Source organism: Streptomyces callyspongiae, from assembly GCF_047200695.1.
GTDB lineage: Bacteria > Actinomycetota > Actinomycetes > Streptomycetales > Streptomycetaceae > Streptomyces.
This window is the reverse complement of the sequence record NZ_JBJZOM010000027.1, coordinates 1-13,852: the sequence shown is the minus strand read 5'-3', so window position 1 is coordinate 13,852 and position 13,852 is coordinate 1. Positions and strand designations below refer to the sequence as shown.

16 protein-coding genes are annotated in these 13,852 nt (G+C 70.1%); 6 read left to right on the top strand and 10 right to left on the bottom strand.

Annotated elements, in window-relative coordinates; genetic code table 11:
- Positions 1-69: 69 nt before the first annotated feature.
- From ACL06G_RS20640 to ACL06G_RS20625, 4 genes are all read right to left on the bottom strand, one after another.
- Positions 70-1,374 (bottom strand): hypothetical protein, encoded by a 1,305-nt coding sequence (locus ACL06G_RS20640; RefSeq protein WP_412786432.1) that lies wholly within the window; start codon positions 1,372-1,374, stop codon positions 70-72.
- A complete protein-coding gene (locus ACL06G_RS20635) occupies positions 1,364-1,930 on the bottom strand; it encodes a DUF6114 domain-containing protein (protein WP_412786433.1) in 567 nt (188 codons plus the stop codon). Before ACL06G_RS20635 ends, ACL06G_RS20640 begins: the two co-directional genes overlap by 11 nt.
- 91 nt (positions 1,931-2,021) lie before the next feature.
- Positions 2,022-2,639 carry a DUF6230 family protein gene (locus ACL06G_RS20630; RefSeq protein WP_412786434.1) on the bottom strand — a complete coding sequence of 206 codons (618 nt, stop codon included), beginning with the start codon at positions 2,637-2,639 and terminating at the stop codon, positions 2,022-2,024.
- 587 nt (positions 2,640-3,226) lie between these two features.
- A complete protein-coding gene (locus ACL06G_RS20625) occupies positions 3,227-4,192 on the bottom strand; it encodes a tetratricopeptide repeat protein (RefSeq protein ID WP_412786435.1) in 966 nt (321 codons plus the stop codon).
- 155 nt (positions 4,193-4,347) lie between these two features.
- Here ACL06G_RS20625 and ACL06G_RS20620 point away from each other — a divergent pair, with 155 nt between their 5' ends.
- Positions 4,348-4,938, top strand: a complete 591-nt coding sequence (locus ACL06G_RS20620; protein WP_412786436.1) for a TetR/AcrR family transcriptional regulator — start codon at positions 4,348-4,350, stop codon at positions 4,936-4,938.
- 43 nt (positions 4,939-4,981) lie between these two features.
- Here the strand turns inward: ACL06G_RS20620 and icmA are convergent, their stop codons facing one another.
- The 6 genes from icmA to ACL06G_RS20590 form a co-directional block, all read right to left on the bottom strand.
- A complete protein-coding gene (gene icmA, locus ACL06G_RS20615) occupies positions 4,982-6,682 on the bottom strand; it encodes a coenzyme B12-dependent isobutyryl-CoA mutase large subunit (protein WP_412786437.1) in 1,701 nt (566 codons plus the stop codon).
- Positions 6,683-6,867: 185 nt separating this feature from the next.
- A complete protein-coding gene (locus tag ACL06G_RS20610; RefSeq protein WP_412786438.1) occupies positions 6,868-7,200 on the bottom strand; it encodes a DUF3817 domain-containing protein in 333 nt (110 codons plus the stop codon).
- 46 nt (positions 7,201-7,246) lie between these two features.
- The gene (locus ACL06G_RS20605) at positions 7,247-7,759 is read right to left on the bottom strand and encodes a MarR family winged helix-turn-helix transcriptional regulator (protein ID WP_412786439.1); all 513 of its coding nucleotides are present in this window, start codon (positions 7,757-7,759) and stop codon (positions 7,247-7,249) included.
- A gap of 79 nt (positions 7,760-7,838) precedes the next feature.
- Positions 7,839-9,596 carry a glycosyltransferase family 2 protein gene (locus ACL06G_RS20600; protein WP_412786440.1) on the bottom strand — a complete coding sequence of 586 codons (1,758 nt, stop codon included), beginning with the start codon at positions 9,594-9,596 and terminating at the stop codon, positions 7,839-7,841.
- A gap of 124 nt (positions 9,597-9,720) precedes the next feature.
- Positions 9,721-10,011, bottom strand: coding sequence for an MTH1187 family thiamine-binding protein (locus ACL06G_RS20595; RefSeq protein WP_412786441.1), 291 nt, complete (start codon positions 10,009-10,011; stop codon positions 9,721-9,723).
- Positions 10,008-10,358 (bottom strand): DUF3817 domain-containing protein, encoded by a 351-nt coding sequence (locus tag ACL06G_RS20590; protein WP_412786442.1) that lies wholly within the window; start codon positions 10,356-10,358, stop codon positions 10,008-10,010. The genes ACL06G_RS20595 and ACL06G_RS20590 overlap by 4 nt, the downstream gene beginning before the upstream one ends.
- A gap of 92 nt (positions 10,359-10,450) precedes the next feature.
- Between ACL06G_RS20590 and ACL06G_RS20585 the strand changes: the two genes are divergently transcribed.
- The 5 genes from ACL06G_RS20585 to ACL06G_RS20565 all read left to right on the top strand — a co-directional run bounded on the left by ACL06G_RS20585 (position 10,451) and on the right by ACL06G_RS20565 (position 13,829).
- Positions 10,451-11,089, top strand: a complete 639-nt coding sequence (locus ACL06G_RS20585; RefSeq protein ID WP_412786443.1) for an AIM24 family protein — start codon at positions 10,451-10,453, stop codon at positions 11,087-11,089.
- Positions 11,089-11,739, top strand: coding sequence for an AIM24 family protein (locus tag ACL06G_RS20580; RefSeq protein WP_412786444.1), 651 nt, complete (start codon positions 11,089-11,091; stop codon positions 11,737-11,739). Before ACL06G_RS20585 ends, ACL06G_RS20580 begins: the two co-directional genes overlap by 1 nt.
- On the top strand, positions 11,736-12,488 hold the full coding sequence (locus tag ACL06G_RS20575; protein ID WP_412786445.1) for an AIM24 family protein: 753 nt from the start codon (positions 11,736-11,738) through the stop codon (positions 12,486-12,488). Before ACL06G_RS20580 ends, ACL06G_RS20575 begins: the two co-directional genes overlap by 4 nt.
- 20 nt (positions 12,489-12,508) lie before the next feature.
- Positions 12,509-12,976, top strand: coding sequence for a MarR family winged helix-turn-helix transcriptional regulator (locus tag ACL06G_RS20570; RefSeq protein ID WP_412786446.1), 468 nt, complete (start codon positions 12,509-12,511; stop codon positions 12,974-12,976).
- A gap of 112 nt (positions 12,977-13,088) precedes the next feature.
- Entirely contained in the window at positions 13,089-13,829 is a 741-nt protein-coding gene (locus ACL06G_RS20565) for a class I SAM-dependent DNA methyltransferase (protein WP_412786447.1), read from the top strand.
- Positions 13,830-13,852 lie beyond the last annotated feature (23 nt).

Genomic DNA, 13,852 nt, shown 5'->3' with positions numbered 1-13,852 from the left:
GACCGAGCACGAAGGGGTCCGCACCTCGGTGGAGGTGCGGACCCCTTCCGGCCGAACCCGGGGGTCGGTTCAGCCCTGGGTGATCGTCGAGTGGAGCCCGGGGATGGTGAGCGTACCCCCGAACTGGCCGGCCTGCTCGACCGTGACGTCGGTGAAGTAGACGTTCGGCAGGTTCAGCGGCGGCGGGTGCTCCGCGTCGAACACGATCGGGACCAGTCCGAAGAGCTTGCCCTCGAGCCGCTCGGTGTACAGCGTCACCTGGCTCTCACGGATCGTGGAGGTGGAGCCCGGCGCCGCCTCGACGTGGTACTGCAGGCCGTCCGGCCCCTGCACGATCTGGTGCAGGTCGCCGATGTCGAGGCTGTCCGCGGTGAACTTCAGCACCTGCTTCGACTCGCCGTTGGCGGTGCGGACGTTGACGACACCCTTGTAGTCCTGCCCCCGGATGCTCAGCGTGGACGCCTTGAGGGTCCACGGCTGGTTCGGCAGCGTGTTCGGGGTCTGCTCGTCGGTACCCGCGACCTTCTTCTCCTCGACGCACGGGTAGGCGTCGGCGTCCTCCGCGTCGTCGGCCGCGGCGCCGCTCTCCTCGGCCCCCTGCTGCTCGTCGGGCGAGGAACCGGCCTCCGTGAGCCCGCCGGTGATCCCGTCGACCGTGTCCCCGACCTTCCCGACCGCGTCGCCGACGGGGTCGGAGGATTTCCCGGTGGCGGAGGACTCCTCCTCGGAGGAGGTCTGCTGCGTCGCCGAGGGGGTTCCGGTCGTGGACGGCTCGGGCTCGGGCTCGGCCGTCGCGTCCGACTGCCCCCCGTCGCCCTTCAGCGAGTCGCCGAGGCCTCCGAGAATGCCGGTCAGCAGGCCCTCCTCGGAGTCCTCCTGGGCGGAGGTGCTGGGCTCCGGCTCCGCCGTCGGGTCGGACGTACCCGAGGCGTCGGAGGACGCGCCGCCGTCGGACGGCTCCGCGGAGCCGGAAGCGGAGGAGTCGGAAGCGTCGGACGCGGCTTCCTCCTGGGCGGCCTTGCGTTCGGCCTCCTCCTGCGCGGCGGCCTTGCGCTCGGCCTCCGCCGCGGCCTCCTGACGGGCCTCCTCCTCGGCCTGGTCCTCCGCCTGGTCCTGCTGTGAGACGCAGTGACCGTCGCCGAAGGGGTTCTTGGGCAGCGACTTCGCGTAGGCCAGTTGCGGCGTGATGCCCATGCTCATCAGGACGGCCGACGGCATGGCGGCCATGGCGACGGCCTTGCCGGCCGGCACGTGCAGCCGTGTCAGAAAGGGCTTCCTGGGAGCCGCGTGCCGCGGACCGGTTCTGCCCCGGCCGGCGCCGGGGGCGGACATGGTCTGCCCCGTGGCCTCCTCGTGCAGCTCGTCACCCGGCACGGTGCCTCCCGTTCGCGTTGTTCGGGTCCGCCCCCGTCGCGGGGAACGAGGGCGCTGCGGTGGCTGACAGGTCGTCCAGTGCACTGCCCGTCCCGGTGTGCGGAGCCGAGGCAGCGTCGTCGTCCTTCCCGGCAGCGTGGGCGGGCCTGCGGGGCGAGGACTCGCCGGGGGCCCAGGAAAGGCAGAGGGCGCCGCCGATCATGCCCAGCAGGAAACCGATCAGGAAGGCTCCGAAGTTGGAGACGACCAGGGAAACCAGAGCCAGCAGGATCGCGGCGACGCCGGAGAAGACCCGGGAGTGCGGCTGGAACCACATCGAAATCCCGAGCACCACCAGCAGGATGCCGATGATCAGAGAACCGGCACCAGCCGTGGTGGACATACGGATGGTGAGGTCCCCCAGCGTCAGGTTCTGGTAGGGGACGTACATGATGGGGATGCCAGCGAGCAGCGTCAGCATCCCGCCCCAGAACGGGCGCTGTCCGCGCCATACCCGGAAATCCCGGCGCATCCGGGCGAACCGGTCGTTGGGCCGCTCTCGCGTGTCGGCGCTCATAGGTACAGCTCCTCGGGGGCTGGCACAGGGTATTGCAGGTGGAGCGTCCCGTACGGGCGCGGAAGCGCACCGCGCCCGTACGGTCAGTACCTCAGTAGCACTCGTGCTTGCCCGTCTTGACGGACATGTGAAGACCACTGAGCTTGAAGGTTCCGGCCGTGGTCGACCAGGCACGCTGCTTGACGTCGGTGAGCGTGGCGCTCTCCGCCGCCTGGGCGAAGGAGCCCGGCAGGTACTTGTCGCCCTTGTTCGGACCGGGGCCCTTGATGTTGCTGTCGGAGACCGAGACGCCGATGTCGATGTTCTTGAACGTGGCGTCGGTCGACAGGCTGTCGGCGTCGACGTAGAGCTTCTTCGCGACGACCGGGCTCTCGCCCTCACCGGCACCGAGCTTCATCGACACGTCGCCGAACCCGGGAACGGGCACGACGACCGACTGGCACAGACCACTGATCTGCGCCTGGTCCATGCCGACGACCGTGACGGGCTTGGCGCCCTTCGCGGTGTTGTCGACGGCACCGTACTGCGTGAACCCGGTGGCCTCGATCTGCTCGGCGGTCAGCTTGAACTGCTGACCGGAGACGCTGAACGACGCCGCCAGCGCACCCTGCGAGAGCGCGACACCTATCGCGGCCGTTGCGGCCACGCCCGGAACCATGACGACGGCGAACCGCTTCCATCTGGTCCCGCCACGAGCCAGGGACTCCATGACTTTCCTCCTTCTCGGACGTACATCTCCGATGCGGGCTGCGGTCCCGCACGGGATGGGAGAAGTGCTACGTCCTCGGGAAGGAGAGCGCCGTCACCAACGAAGCGCGAACAGAGTCGCGTTCGAGCTGCCGGCGATCACCCCCGAGCGACAACCACTGGCCACGCTCTCGCGCAACCTGCACTACCGGACAGGCCCTGTCAGGCGACAGAGACCCCCCTGTCCGTGACCGGCGCGTGTGCCGCCGGTCCACTCGGTGGGGACCCGTGAACCCTGCCACCCGGGTGGTGCCGGGTTGTGGAACAACGGACCGAGCGTGGCCGATCGTGGTGCATCTGCGGCCGTCGCACAAGGGGTTCATTACTTGGGAGTAACGATAGAGCGACCGGAAGCGAGCTCCTCAGCATAGGGCCACAACAGCCCGTGCTCGCAGGGGGTTTCCCGCCAGGGGGATCAGACGGACATCGCACCATCAAACCGGCGCGGAGTGTCACCATGGGTAACGGCGGCCGTGATTGCCAAGTTTTGGCAAAACACGACCGCCGTGTCGCTAAATCCATGTGCGGACGATCTCGCCGTCCGCCCGGTCAGAACAGGACGCGTGCGAGAGCGCTACGCGCCGTGACGACGCGGGGGTCCTCGGCCCCGATCACCTCGAAGAGCGCCAGCAGTCGCAGCCGCACCGCCTCGCGGTCCTCACCGGCCGTGCGCTGAACGGTCTCCACGAGCCGCCCGAAGGCGTCCTCCACGTGTCCCCCGACCAGATCGAGGTCCGCGGCGCGCAGCTGGGCCGCCACATCGGTCGGCCGGTCCGCGGCCTCCTTGCGGACCTGCTGGGCGTCCAGACCCTGAACCCGGCCGAGCAGTTCCGCCTGCGCGAGGCCGAGCTTGGCCTCGACGTTCGCGGGGTCGTCGGAGAGCACGTTCCGGTAGGCCTGCACCGCTCCGTCCAGGTCCCCCGCGTCGAGTGCCTCGTGGGCGGCCGCCAACGCCGGATCCTCGGGCTCCTGGGGCTCCGCGTCCTGCGCGGCGCCGGCCTCCTCGTCCGTGGGGACGCCCTGGAGCCCGGTGATGCCGAAGCGCTGCTCCGCGACCTGGACGAGCTGATCGAGGGTCTGCCGGATCTGCTGTTCGGGCGCCGCCCCCTGGAACAGCGGCAGCGCCTGGCCGGCCACCACCGCGAAGACCGCGGGAATGCCCTGCACGCCGAACTGCTGGAACAGCATCTGGTTCCGGTCGACGTCGACCTTGGCCAGCATGAGCTTGCCGGCGTACTCCTGGACGACGCGCTCCAGCAGCGGGCCGAGCTGCTTGCAGGGCTCGCACCACTCGGCCCAGAAGTCGATGACGACCGGGACCTCCGCGGAACGCTGCAGGACGTCCGCCTCGAATCCGGCCTCGTCGACATCGATCACCAGCCCGGCGGGCGCCGGACTGCCTCCCCCCTCGGCGGCCTGGGCTCGCGCCTCCTCCGCCTTCTGCTTGGCCTCTCCGGCCGCCTTCACCGCGGCGAGGTCGACTGCTCCGCTGATGGACATGTTGCGTGGCTGCATGGGACCAGTCTCCCCCTTTCGCGCAGTACGTGAAGCCGGGTCCCCACCCGGCTCCGGTGGTCGTCGCGGCATCGCCGCCAACATTTCGCTACGGCATGTAGCGTAACACGGGTGGAGCAGCGCTCCGAAGACCCCGAACGGATAGGCTTCCGGCCATGGCACGACCCCGCAGCGCCGCCGCCGACAGTGCGATCCTCGACGCCACGCGCGCCGCGCTCGTCGAACTCGGCTGGACGAAGGTGACGATGGGCGACGTCGCCGCCCGCGCGGGTGTGGCGAAGACCACGCTCTACCGACGGTGGCCGGGCAAGGCGGAGTTGGTCGTGGACGCCGTAGCGGAACTGTTCGACGCGCTGGAGCTGCCCGACAGGGGCAGCCTCCGGGCCGACGTGGAGGGCGTGGTGCTCTCCTTCGGCGACCTGCTCGCACGCCCCGAGACGAAGACCTCGCTGATGGCGGTGGTCGCCGAGTCAACCCGCGATCCGGCGCTGCGGAGCCGGATCCGGACCACTGTGGTCGACCGGCAGAAGCGCCTGGTCCTCGAGGGCAGGGCCCGCGCCCAGGCGCGGGGTGAACTTCCCCCCGACGCCGACGAGACCGCGGCCGCGCGGCAGGTGGACCTGATCTTCGACGTGATCGCCGGCGCTGTGGTGCACCGCGCCCTGGTGAGCGCCGAGGAGGTGGACGCCGCATGGGCGTCCACCTTCTCCCGTCTGCTCCTGGGAGGAATGGGAGCCGTGACCTGACGGCTGCCCGCCCGGCCTCCCGCACGGTGGTCCGCTCCGGGGATCAGAACACGGGCGGCTCGGTGTAGACGCCCCACTCGTCCCGCAGCGCGTTGCAGATCTCGCCGAGCGTCGCCTCGGCGCGCACCGCGTCGAGCATCGGCTCGATCATGTTGGCGTCACCGCGGGCGGCCTGGACCATGGCGTCCAGTGCCTTGCGGACGGCAGCGTCGTCACGGGCGGCCTTGCGCTCGCCGAGAATGCGGATCTGATCGCGCTCGACCTCGTGACTGACCCGGAGGATCTCCAGGTCCCCCGTCACCGAACCGGTGTGGCAGTTGACGCCGACGACCTTCTTCTCGTCCTTCTCCAGCGCCTGCTGGTACTGGAAGGCGGCCTCCGCGATCTCACCGGTGAACCAGCCGTCCTCGATCCCGCGCAGGATGCCCGAGGTGATCGGTCCCACCGGGTGCTTGCCGTCCGGGTGGGCGCGGAGACCCCGCTCCTTGATCTGCTCGAAGATCTTCTCGGCGTCGGCCTCGATGCGATCGGTGAGCTGCTCGATGTACCAGGAACCGCCCAGCGGGTCGGCGACGTTGGTGACCCCGGTCTCCTCCATGAGCACCTGCTGGGTGCGGAGCGCGATCTCCGCGGCCTGCTCGCTCGGCAGCGCCAGCGTCTCGTCGAGCGCGTTGGTGTGCAGCGAGTTGGTCCCCCCGAGTACGGCCGCGAGTGCCTCCACCGCGGTGCGGACCACGTTGTTGTAGGGCTGCTGCGCGGTCAGGGAGACACCGGCGGTCTGCGTGTGGAACCGGAGCCACTGCGCCTTCTCGGAGGTGGCGCCGTAGACGTCGCGCATCCACCGGGCCCAGATGCGGCGGGCCGCACGGAACTTGGCGATCTCCTCGAAGAAGTCGACGTGCGCGTCGAAGAAGAAGGACAGCCCGGGGGCGAACCGGTTCACGTCCAGTCCGCGCGAGAGGCCCAGTTCGACGTAGCCGAAACCGTCGGCGAGGGTGTAGGCGAGCTCCTGGGCTGCCGTGGAGCCCGCCTCGCGGATGTGGTAACCGGAGACGGAGAGCGGCTTGTAGGCCGGGATGCCGCTCGCGCAGTGCTCCATGAGGTCGCCGATCAGGCGCAGGTGCGGCTCGGGCCGGAACAGCCACTCCTTCTGCGCGATGTACTCCTTGAAGATGTCCGTCTGCAGCGTGCCGTTCAGCACCGCCGGGTCGACGCCCTGGCGCTCCGCCGCGACCAGGTACATGCAGAACACCGGGACGGCCGGGCCGGAGATGGTCATGGAGGTGGTGACGTCGCCGAGCGGGATGCCGGAGAACAGCACTTCCATGTCGGCGGCGGAGTCGATGGCCACACCGCAGTGGCCGACCTCGCCCAGCGACTTGGGCTCGTCGGAGTCGCGCCCCATGAGCGTCGGCATGTCGAAGGCGACGGAGAGCCCGCCGCCGCCCGCCTCGAGGATCATCTTGTAGCGCTCGTTCGTCTGCTCGGCGTTGCCGAAGCCCGCGAACTGGCGGATGGTCCAGGTACGGCCGCGGTAGCCGGTCGGGTGCAGCCCGCGGGTGTAAGGGAACTCACCCGGCCAGCCGATGCGCTCGAAGCCGTCGTAGCTGTCTCCGGGACGCGGGCCGTACACCGGTTCCACGGGGTCGCCGGAGAGCGTGGTGAAGTCCGCGTCGCGCTTGCGAGCCGCGTCGTAACGCGCCTGCCAGCGCAGGCGCCCCTGTTCGATGGCCTCAGCATCCATGCGGTGTCTTCTGCCTCTCTGTCCCCCGAAACCGGGACGAAGTACTAGGACGTCCTACTAAGTGTCCGCCCGACAGGGGTCGCGATGCAAGGCCTGACGGAAAGGCGCGGGCGGGGACGGCCCCGCGAAAGGCCGACGGCGCCGACCACGCACGCCACGCGCCGGTGGCCGGCGGACTCGGGCGCTCAGGCCTCGGCGGTCTCCGGGACCGTCTCCTCGACCAGCGGCGCGACCTCGGCGGTGACCCTGCGCTCGACGAAGAAGGCCGCCAGCGGGATCGTGCCGGAGAGGAGCACCCACAGCAGCTTTCCGAACGGCCAGCGGGCCTTCTGGCCGAGGTCGAAGGCGAAGACCACGTAGACGATGTACAGCACACCGTGGATCTGCGAGATCACCAGGGTGGTGCCGGCTCCGGTACCGAAGCCGTACTTGAAGACCATGGCGGTACTCAGCGCGAGCAGCATGATCGCGGTGGCGTAGGCCATGGCCCGGTAGCGGGTCAGCACGCTTTTCTTCATGCCGCCGAGGGTAGCGGGCGCCGGAGTCCCGGCCTCCGCGCGGTCCTCATACCGGGTCCTCGAAGTCGCGTGCGGCCACCCGCAGCGGCCTCAGCAGCGCGAAGATGTCGCCGCACTGCTCGTCGTCGTACGCGGAGAGGCCGAACTCCTCCGCCATCAGGTCGCGCGTCGCCGCGTCGCAGACCTCGCGTCCCCGATCGGTGATGGAGGCGAGGACGCCCCGGCCGTCCTCCGGGTTCGGGCGCTTCGTGACCAGGCCGGCCCGCTGCAGGCGGTCCACCGTGTTCGTGACGGACGTGGGGTGCACCATCAGACGCTCGCCGATCTTGGACATCGGCAGTTCTCCGGCGCGGGAGAAGGTCAGCAGGACCAGGGCTTCGTAGCGGGCGAAGGTCAGTCCGTACGGCTTGACCACGGCGTCCACCGTGGCGAGCAGGATCTGGTGGGCCCGCATGATCGAGGTGATCGCGGCCATGGAGGGCGCGGAACCCCATCGCTGTTTCCACAGTTCGTCGGCACGGGCGATCGGGTCGAACGGCAGGCTGAGCGGCTTCGGCACGGGGCCGACCCTACCGGCTGGTCACATGCTGGGCCCAGACGTCTCACGACGCGAACGGCCAACGCGAACGGGCGAGGTGTCAGGCCGAGCCGGCATCGCGCCGCAGCACCGGGGCCGCCGTGGCCGCGGATCCGGACGCGACCGCGCGGGAAGGATACCGGGCGGACGCCCGGGTGCGGCACGCCGCCGCCACCCAGAGCAGCGGCGGCGTCAGGGACACCACCAGGGCGAGTACGGCCCAGGTGCTCATCATCGAGTGCGTGTGGCCCAGCACCAGCGACGCCCCCAGGGACGTCGCGAGCACCAGAGCCCATCCCAGATGCGTACGGAACGTACGTGCGCGGTCCTGGCTCACCGAGCCCCCCTTGGGGGTCACCACGAAGCGGCAGGGCCGGCGCAGCAGCGCCGCACCCAGGGACCGGGCGTAGATCGGTGCGGCCAGGACGGACATCGCCATGCCGGACAGGCCCCCCGACCCCTCCGGCTCGTGCGGCGAGACGTTGTGCCGCCGGTTCCAGAGGTAGAGCCCCATCTGCAGGGCCGCCGCGTCCCCGTAGAGCATCAGCCACACCTCTGGCGCGACGGTGATGCCCGACGCTCCCAGCCACAGGAAGAGCAGGCAGCTCACACCGCCGAGCACCCAGGTCGCGGCGCTCATCGGGTAGTACGCCAGCATCAGCGAGTAGTTGAGGAGCCGCCCGGCGGCATGCCGGTGGGGCGACCGGCCGTACTGGCGGAGCAGCGTCTCGAACGTCCCCCGGGACCAGCGCAGCTGCTGGGTGAAGAAGTCCGTCCACGAGACGGGGCCCTCCCCCACCGCGAGGACGTCCGGGGTGTAGACCGAACGCCACCTGCGTCCGGTGCGGGGGTTGCGGCGCCGGTGGATCTCGAACCCGGTGGCCATGTCCTCGGTGATGGAGTCGCTCAGGCCGCCCACCTGGCGCAGCGCCGCGATGCGCACCACGTTGTTCGTGCCGACCAGCATGGGCGAGCCGTAGCGGTTGCCGGCGCGTTGTATCAGTGCGTGGAAGAGGAACTGCTGGCTCTCGGCGAACTTGGTGACCGGGGTGTCGTAGTTGCCGTAGACCTGCGGTCCGACGACGAAGGCGACATCGGGGTCCCGGAAGTACCCGAGCATCCGCTCCAGGTACTCCGGGAGCGGGACGTGGTCGGTGTCGACGCCCGCGAAGAAGTCGTAGGCGTCTCCGTGCGCCTCCAGCCAGGCGTTGTAGTTGCCGTGCTTGGTACGGGCGCGGAACGGCCCCCGGGGCCGGTTCCATTCGGGGACGCCGCGCCGCGTGAAGTGCCGCACGCCGAGCTCCTCGCAGAGGGCGCGGGCCTCGGGGTCGTCCCCCTCGTCGAGCAGCCAGACGTGCAGGCGGCCGCGGTGGCGGATCCGCACGGCCGCGCGGAGCGTCGCGCGGACCATGGATATCGGCTCCTTGCCGGGCACGTACGTGGTGAGGAAGGCGACCTTCGTGTTCCTCCCGGGGCGGACCGGCACGGGGTCGCGCGCCACGAGAGTCGCGTGGGCGATGGAGAGGACGTTGCACAGCCGGAACAGCTCGATCAGCGCGACCGACACCAGCATCAGGGTGTCGGCGACCAACGGCCGGCCGGGAGCGGCCTCGCGACTGGTCCAGTGTTCCGGCAGGACGAGCCAGCCGAGCAGAAGCGCCGACAGCACCGGCGCGGCGAGTATGAGCAGCACCGCGCGTATCCGGTGCGGTTCCCGCGACAGCAGGCTGCGGTACTGCACGCGGTAGTCCGGGCCGGCCGGACCGACGGGTCCCGCCAGGCGGCTGCAGGCCGCGTAGTCGTACCCGACAGACGCCACGGAGCCCTCCACCTCGCCCACCGCGAACAACGGACATGTCCACCCAAAGGGAGACCGTTGCGGGTGTCGAGCCGGAAGGGTCCGTGCGGGCGGAGAGCCGCGTGCCGCTCGGGACGGGCGGCGCTCAGGACAGGTGGTGCTCGATCGTCTCCACCTTGGACGTCAGGCCGTCCGTGACGCCCTCACGGATGTCGGCCTTCAGCACCAGCGAGACGCGCGGCGCACGGGCCTCCACCGCGGCGACGGCACGCCGCACCACGTCCATGCAGGTGTCCCAGTCGCCCTCGATCGAGGTGAACATCGCGTCGGTGCGGTGCGGCAGGCCGGATGCGCGGACCACCCGGACGGCGTCGGCCACGTACTCCCCCACGTCCTCGCCGACGCCCAGCGGCGTGACGGAGAAGGCGACGATCACGAGGCGGACACCGCGTCGGCGGCCGGCCGGGACTCCGCGGCAGCCTCGCTCTCCTCGCGCTTGAGGATCCGGTCGCCGTAGAGACCGCCGAACGGCAGCAGGGCGAGAACGAAGAAGAGCGCCACCCGCTTGACGGGCCACTTCGCGCGGTTCCACACGTCGGCCAGCATCACGACGTACAGCACGAACAGCACGCCGTGGATCATGCCGAGCGGCATCATCAGGAAGTCGATGTCGGACACGCGGCTGAGCAGCGAGCCGAACACCAGCAGCGCGGGGAAGGAGAGCGCCTCCGGCACGGAGACGAGTCGCAGACGGTGCACGGCGGCAGCGGTCCTGGAGTCCACAGCGGGTTCCTCGATCTTTGTGAACGGATGCACAAGCCCTGCCATTGTGGCACTCCCCCCGGAACGGGCACGCGCCGGGTAGGTTCACCCATGTGGCTCAGTTCCGACTTCAAGGCAGCAAGGTGCTCGCGGTCACCATGACCGGCGACGCCGTGAAAGCGAAGAACGGCGCGATGGTCGCCTACGACGGCCGGATGTCGTTCAAGAAGCTCACCGGCGGAGGCGAAGGCCTCCGCGGCATGGTGACCCGCCGTATCACCGGCGAGCAGATGGAGATGATGGAGGTGAAGGGGGAGGGCACCTGCTGGTTCGCCGACCGCGCGAGCGACGTGAGCCTGGTGGACCTGCACGGCGACACCCTGTACGTGGAGTCGTCGAACCTGCTGTGCGCCGACGCCTCGCTGCGCACCGGCACCAACTTCACCGGCCTGCGGGGCGCGTCCCAGGGCAACGGCCTGTTCACCACCACCGTCGAGGGGACGGGCCGGGCGGCCCTCATGTCCGCCGGGACCCCGGTGGTGCTCCGCGTCTCGCAGGGCCAGCCGCTCCAGGTCGACCCCGGCGCGTACGTGGCGCACACCGGGAACCTGCGGCAGGACTTCCAGTCGGGGGTGACCTTCCGCACCTTCATGGGCGAGGGTTCGGGCGAGTCCTTCCAGATCCGGTTCGAGGGCGAGGGCCTGGTGTACGTGCAGCCCAGCGAGCGCAACACGATCGGAGGGCAGATCTGATGCCGTTCCGGCGCATCAACTCCAAGATCGTCGAGGCGCGGGTGACACCCGGCTCGCGGATGTTCAGCCAGCGGGGGGCGATGCTCGCCTACCGCGGTGACGTGTCCTTCACCCCCAACCTCACCGGCGGCCAGGGCGGCGTCATGGCCATGATCGGCCGACGGGCCGCGGGAGAGGACACGCCCCTGATGACCGTCGAGGGCGACGGATCGGTGATGTTCGGGCACGGCGGTCACCACGTGCAGATCATCGAACTGCGGGGCGAGACGCTCCACGCCGAGGCCGACCGGCTGCTCGCCTTCGACGGAACGCTGGAACAGGGCACCATGTTCATGGGCTCGCAGGGTGGCGTGATGGGCATGGTGCGGGGCCAGGTGACCGGACAGGGCCTGTTCACCACGACACTGCGCGGGCAGGGTTCGCTCGCCGTGATGGCGCACGGCGGCGTCGTCGAACTGCCCATCACCCCCGACCGTCCGGTGCACGTCGACCCGCAGGCCTACGTGGCCCATCGCGGCGACGTGAACAACAAGCTGTCCACGGCGCTGGGCTGGCGCGACATGGTGGGGCGAGGCTCCGGCGAGGCGTTCCAGCTGGAGCTTTCCGGCAACGGCACGGTCTACGTGCAGGCGAGCGAGGAGAAGCTGTGACCACCCCTCTGGACTTCACCACGTTGCCGGCGGACGACAACGTGAACCCGTACACCTTCTGCGTGGAACTCCGCGGCAGCCGCTGGTTCCTGCAGAAGGGAAAGATGATCGCCTACTACGGGCAGATCGCGTTCCACGGCATCGGCCACGGACCGCTGGACGGGCTGATCGCCGGCAGTTTCCACTCACCGCTGCACGCCGCGGACTGGGTGGTCGCCGAGGGCGGCGGCAAGATGCTGCTCGCCGACCGGGCCTTCGACGTCAACTCCTACGACCTGGAGGACGGCAACCTGACCGTCCGGTCCGGGAACCTGCTCGCCTTCGAGCCCTCCCTGTCGCTGAAGCAATCGATCATCCCCGGCTTCCTCACGCTGATCGGCACGGGGAAGTTCGTGGCCGCGTCCAACGGCGAGGTGCACTTCGTCGAACCACCGGTGCGGGTCGACCCGGAGGCGCTGGTCGGGTGGGCCGACTGCCCGTCGCCGTGCCACCACTACGACCACCAGTACCTGCGCGGTGTGATGGGCGGCGTGCGGGCCCTGACCGGCTGGGGCGGAGCCTCGGGCGAGGAGCACCAGTACGAGTTCACCGGCTCGGGGACCGTACTCGTCCAGTCGACCGAGCAGGTGATGCCCGCCCAACCCACCGGGGAGGGCCCGCACCACGGGGGTGGGCACGGGACGGGCGGCCCGCAGTCGCCCGGGCTCCCGGGCCAGCTCGGCGACCTCCAGCGGCGCTTCGGTCTCTAGCGCTGGATAGGGTCCCGCTCATGAACACCGACAGAGGTTGGCTCACGCCCGCGGAGCAGCAGGCATGGCGGACACACCTGGACGTCAGCCGGTTGCTGATGTACCAACTGGAGCGGGATCTGCAGCCCTTCGGACTGACCAACAACGACTACGAGATCCTGGTCAACCTCTCCGAGTCGCCCGAACACCGGGTCCGGATGAGCGAACTCGCCCACCGGACCCGGCAGTCCAAATCGCGCCTCTCCCACCAGATCACCCGCCTGGAGAAGTCCGGCCTGGTGCGCCGCGAGAGCTGCGAGTCGGACCGGCGGGGACTGTTCGCCGTGCTCACCGAGCAGGGGTGGGAGACGATGCGCGAGGTGGCCCCGCACCACGTCGCCTCGGTGCGCCGGCACTTCATCGACCTGATGTCGCCCGCGGAGCTGGAACAGCTCCAGACCTCGCTGTCGGCGGTCGCCGACCATCTGCACGCGGTGCACGACCGCTGATCCGGTAGGTACGGGAACCGGCCCGCACACCGGTCCGCCTCCGCCGGACGGCCCCCGGCGGGGGCGGAAAACGGGTCGACAGGGCTTCTCGACGCCCCCACAGTGGTTGCCCATGACGAGCAGTGAGCTGTGGAGCCGTGCGACCGCCGACCGGTACGACGCCGAGGAGGCGGAGATGTCGTCGGCCGCCGTACTCGGACCGACCCTGGACTTCCTCGTCGAACTCGCCGGGGACGGCAGGGCGCTGGAGTTCGCCATCGGCACCGGACGGGTGGGCGTACCGCTCCGGGAACGCGGCGTGCCGGTGGCGGGCATCGAACTGTCGGAGCACATGACAGCAGTCCTGCGGCGCAAGGTCGACGAGGAGACGCTCCCGGTGGCCGTCGGGGACATGGCCACCACCGTCGTCCCCGGCACGTTCGGCCTCGTCTACCTCGTCTACAACACCATCACGAACCTGCTCACCCAGGACGAGCAGGTCGAGTGCTTCCGCAACGCCGCGCGCCACCTGGCACCGGGCGGCCGGTTCGTCGTCGAACTGGGCGTGCCGCCGCTGCGGTTCCTGCCGCCCGGCCAGGTCGCGGTGCCCTTCGACGTCTCCGAGCAGCATCTCGGCTTCGACACCTTCGACCTGGTCGAGCAGATCCTCGTCTCGCACCACCTCACCCACGAGGGCGGGGACGGGAACTACCGTCGCGAGCACTCCCGGCACCGGTACGCCTGGCCGGCGGAGCTCGACCTGATGGCACGGATCGCCGGGCTGGAGCGGGAACGGCGCGTCGCGGACTGGGACGGGACGCCGTTCGCGCAGGACTCCACGAAGCACATCTCGGTGTGGCGCAAACCGGCGTGAGAGCCGACCGGGGGCCCCCGGGG

Coding starts and splice junctions, on each gene's coding strand:
- ACL06G_RS20570 (WP_412786446.1), top strand. CDS start 12,509: ATGAACACCGACAGAGGTTGGCTCACGCCCGCGGAGCAGCAGGCATGG.
- ACL06G_RS20580 (WP_412786444.1), top strand. CDS start 11,089: ATGCCGTTCCGGCGCATCAACTCCAAGATCGTCGAGGCGCGGGTGACA.
- ACL06G_RS20635 (WP_412786433.1), bottom strand. CDS start 1,930: ATGAGCGCCGACACGCGAGAGCGGCCCAACGACCGGTTCGCCCGGATG.
- ACL06G_RS20565 (WP_412786447.1), top strand. CDS start 13,089: ATGACGAGCAGTGAGCTGTGGAGCCGTGCGACCGCCGACCGGTACGAC.
- icmA (WP_412786437.1), bottom strand. CDS start 6,682: ATGGATGCTGAGGCCATCGAACAGGGGCGCCTGCGCTGGCAGGCGCGT.
- ACL06G_RS20625 (WP_412786435.1), bottom strand. CDS start 4,192: ATGCAGCCACGCAACATGTCCATCAGCGGAGCAGTCGACCTCGCCGCG.
- ACL06G_RS20610 (WP_412786438.1), bottom strand. CDS start 7,200: ATGAAGAAAAGCGTGCTGACCCGCTACCGGGCCATGGCCTACGCCACC.
- ACL06G_RS20620 (WP_412786436.1), top strand. CDS start 4,348: ATGGCACGACCCCGCAGCGCCGCCGCCGACAGTGCGATCCTCGACGCC.
- ACL06G_RS20630 (WP_412786434.1), bottom strand. CDS start 2,639: ATGGAGTCCCTGGCTCGTGGCGGGACCAGATGGAAGCGGTTCGCCGTC.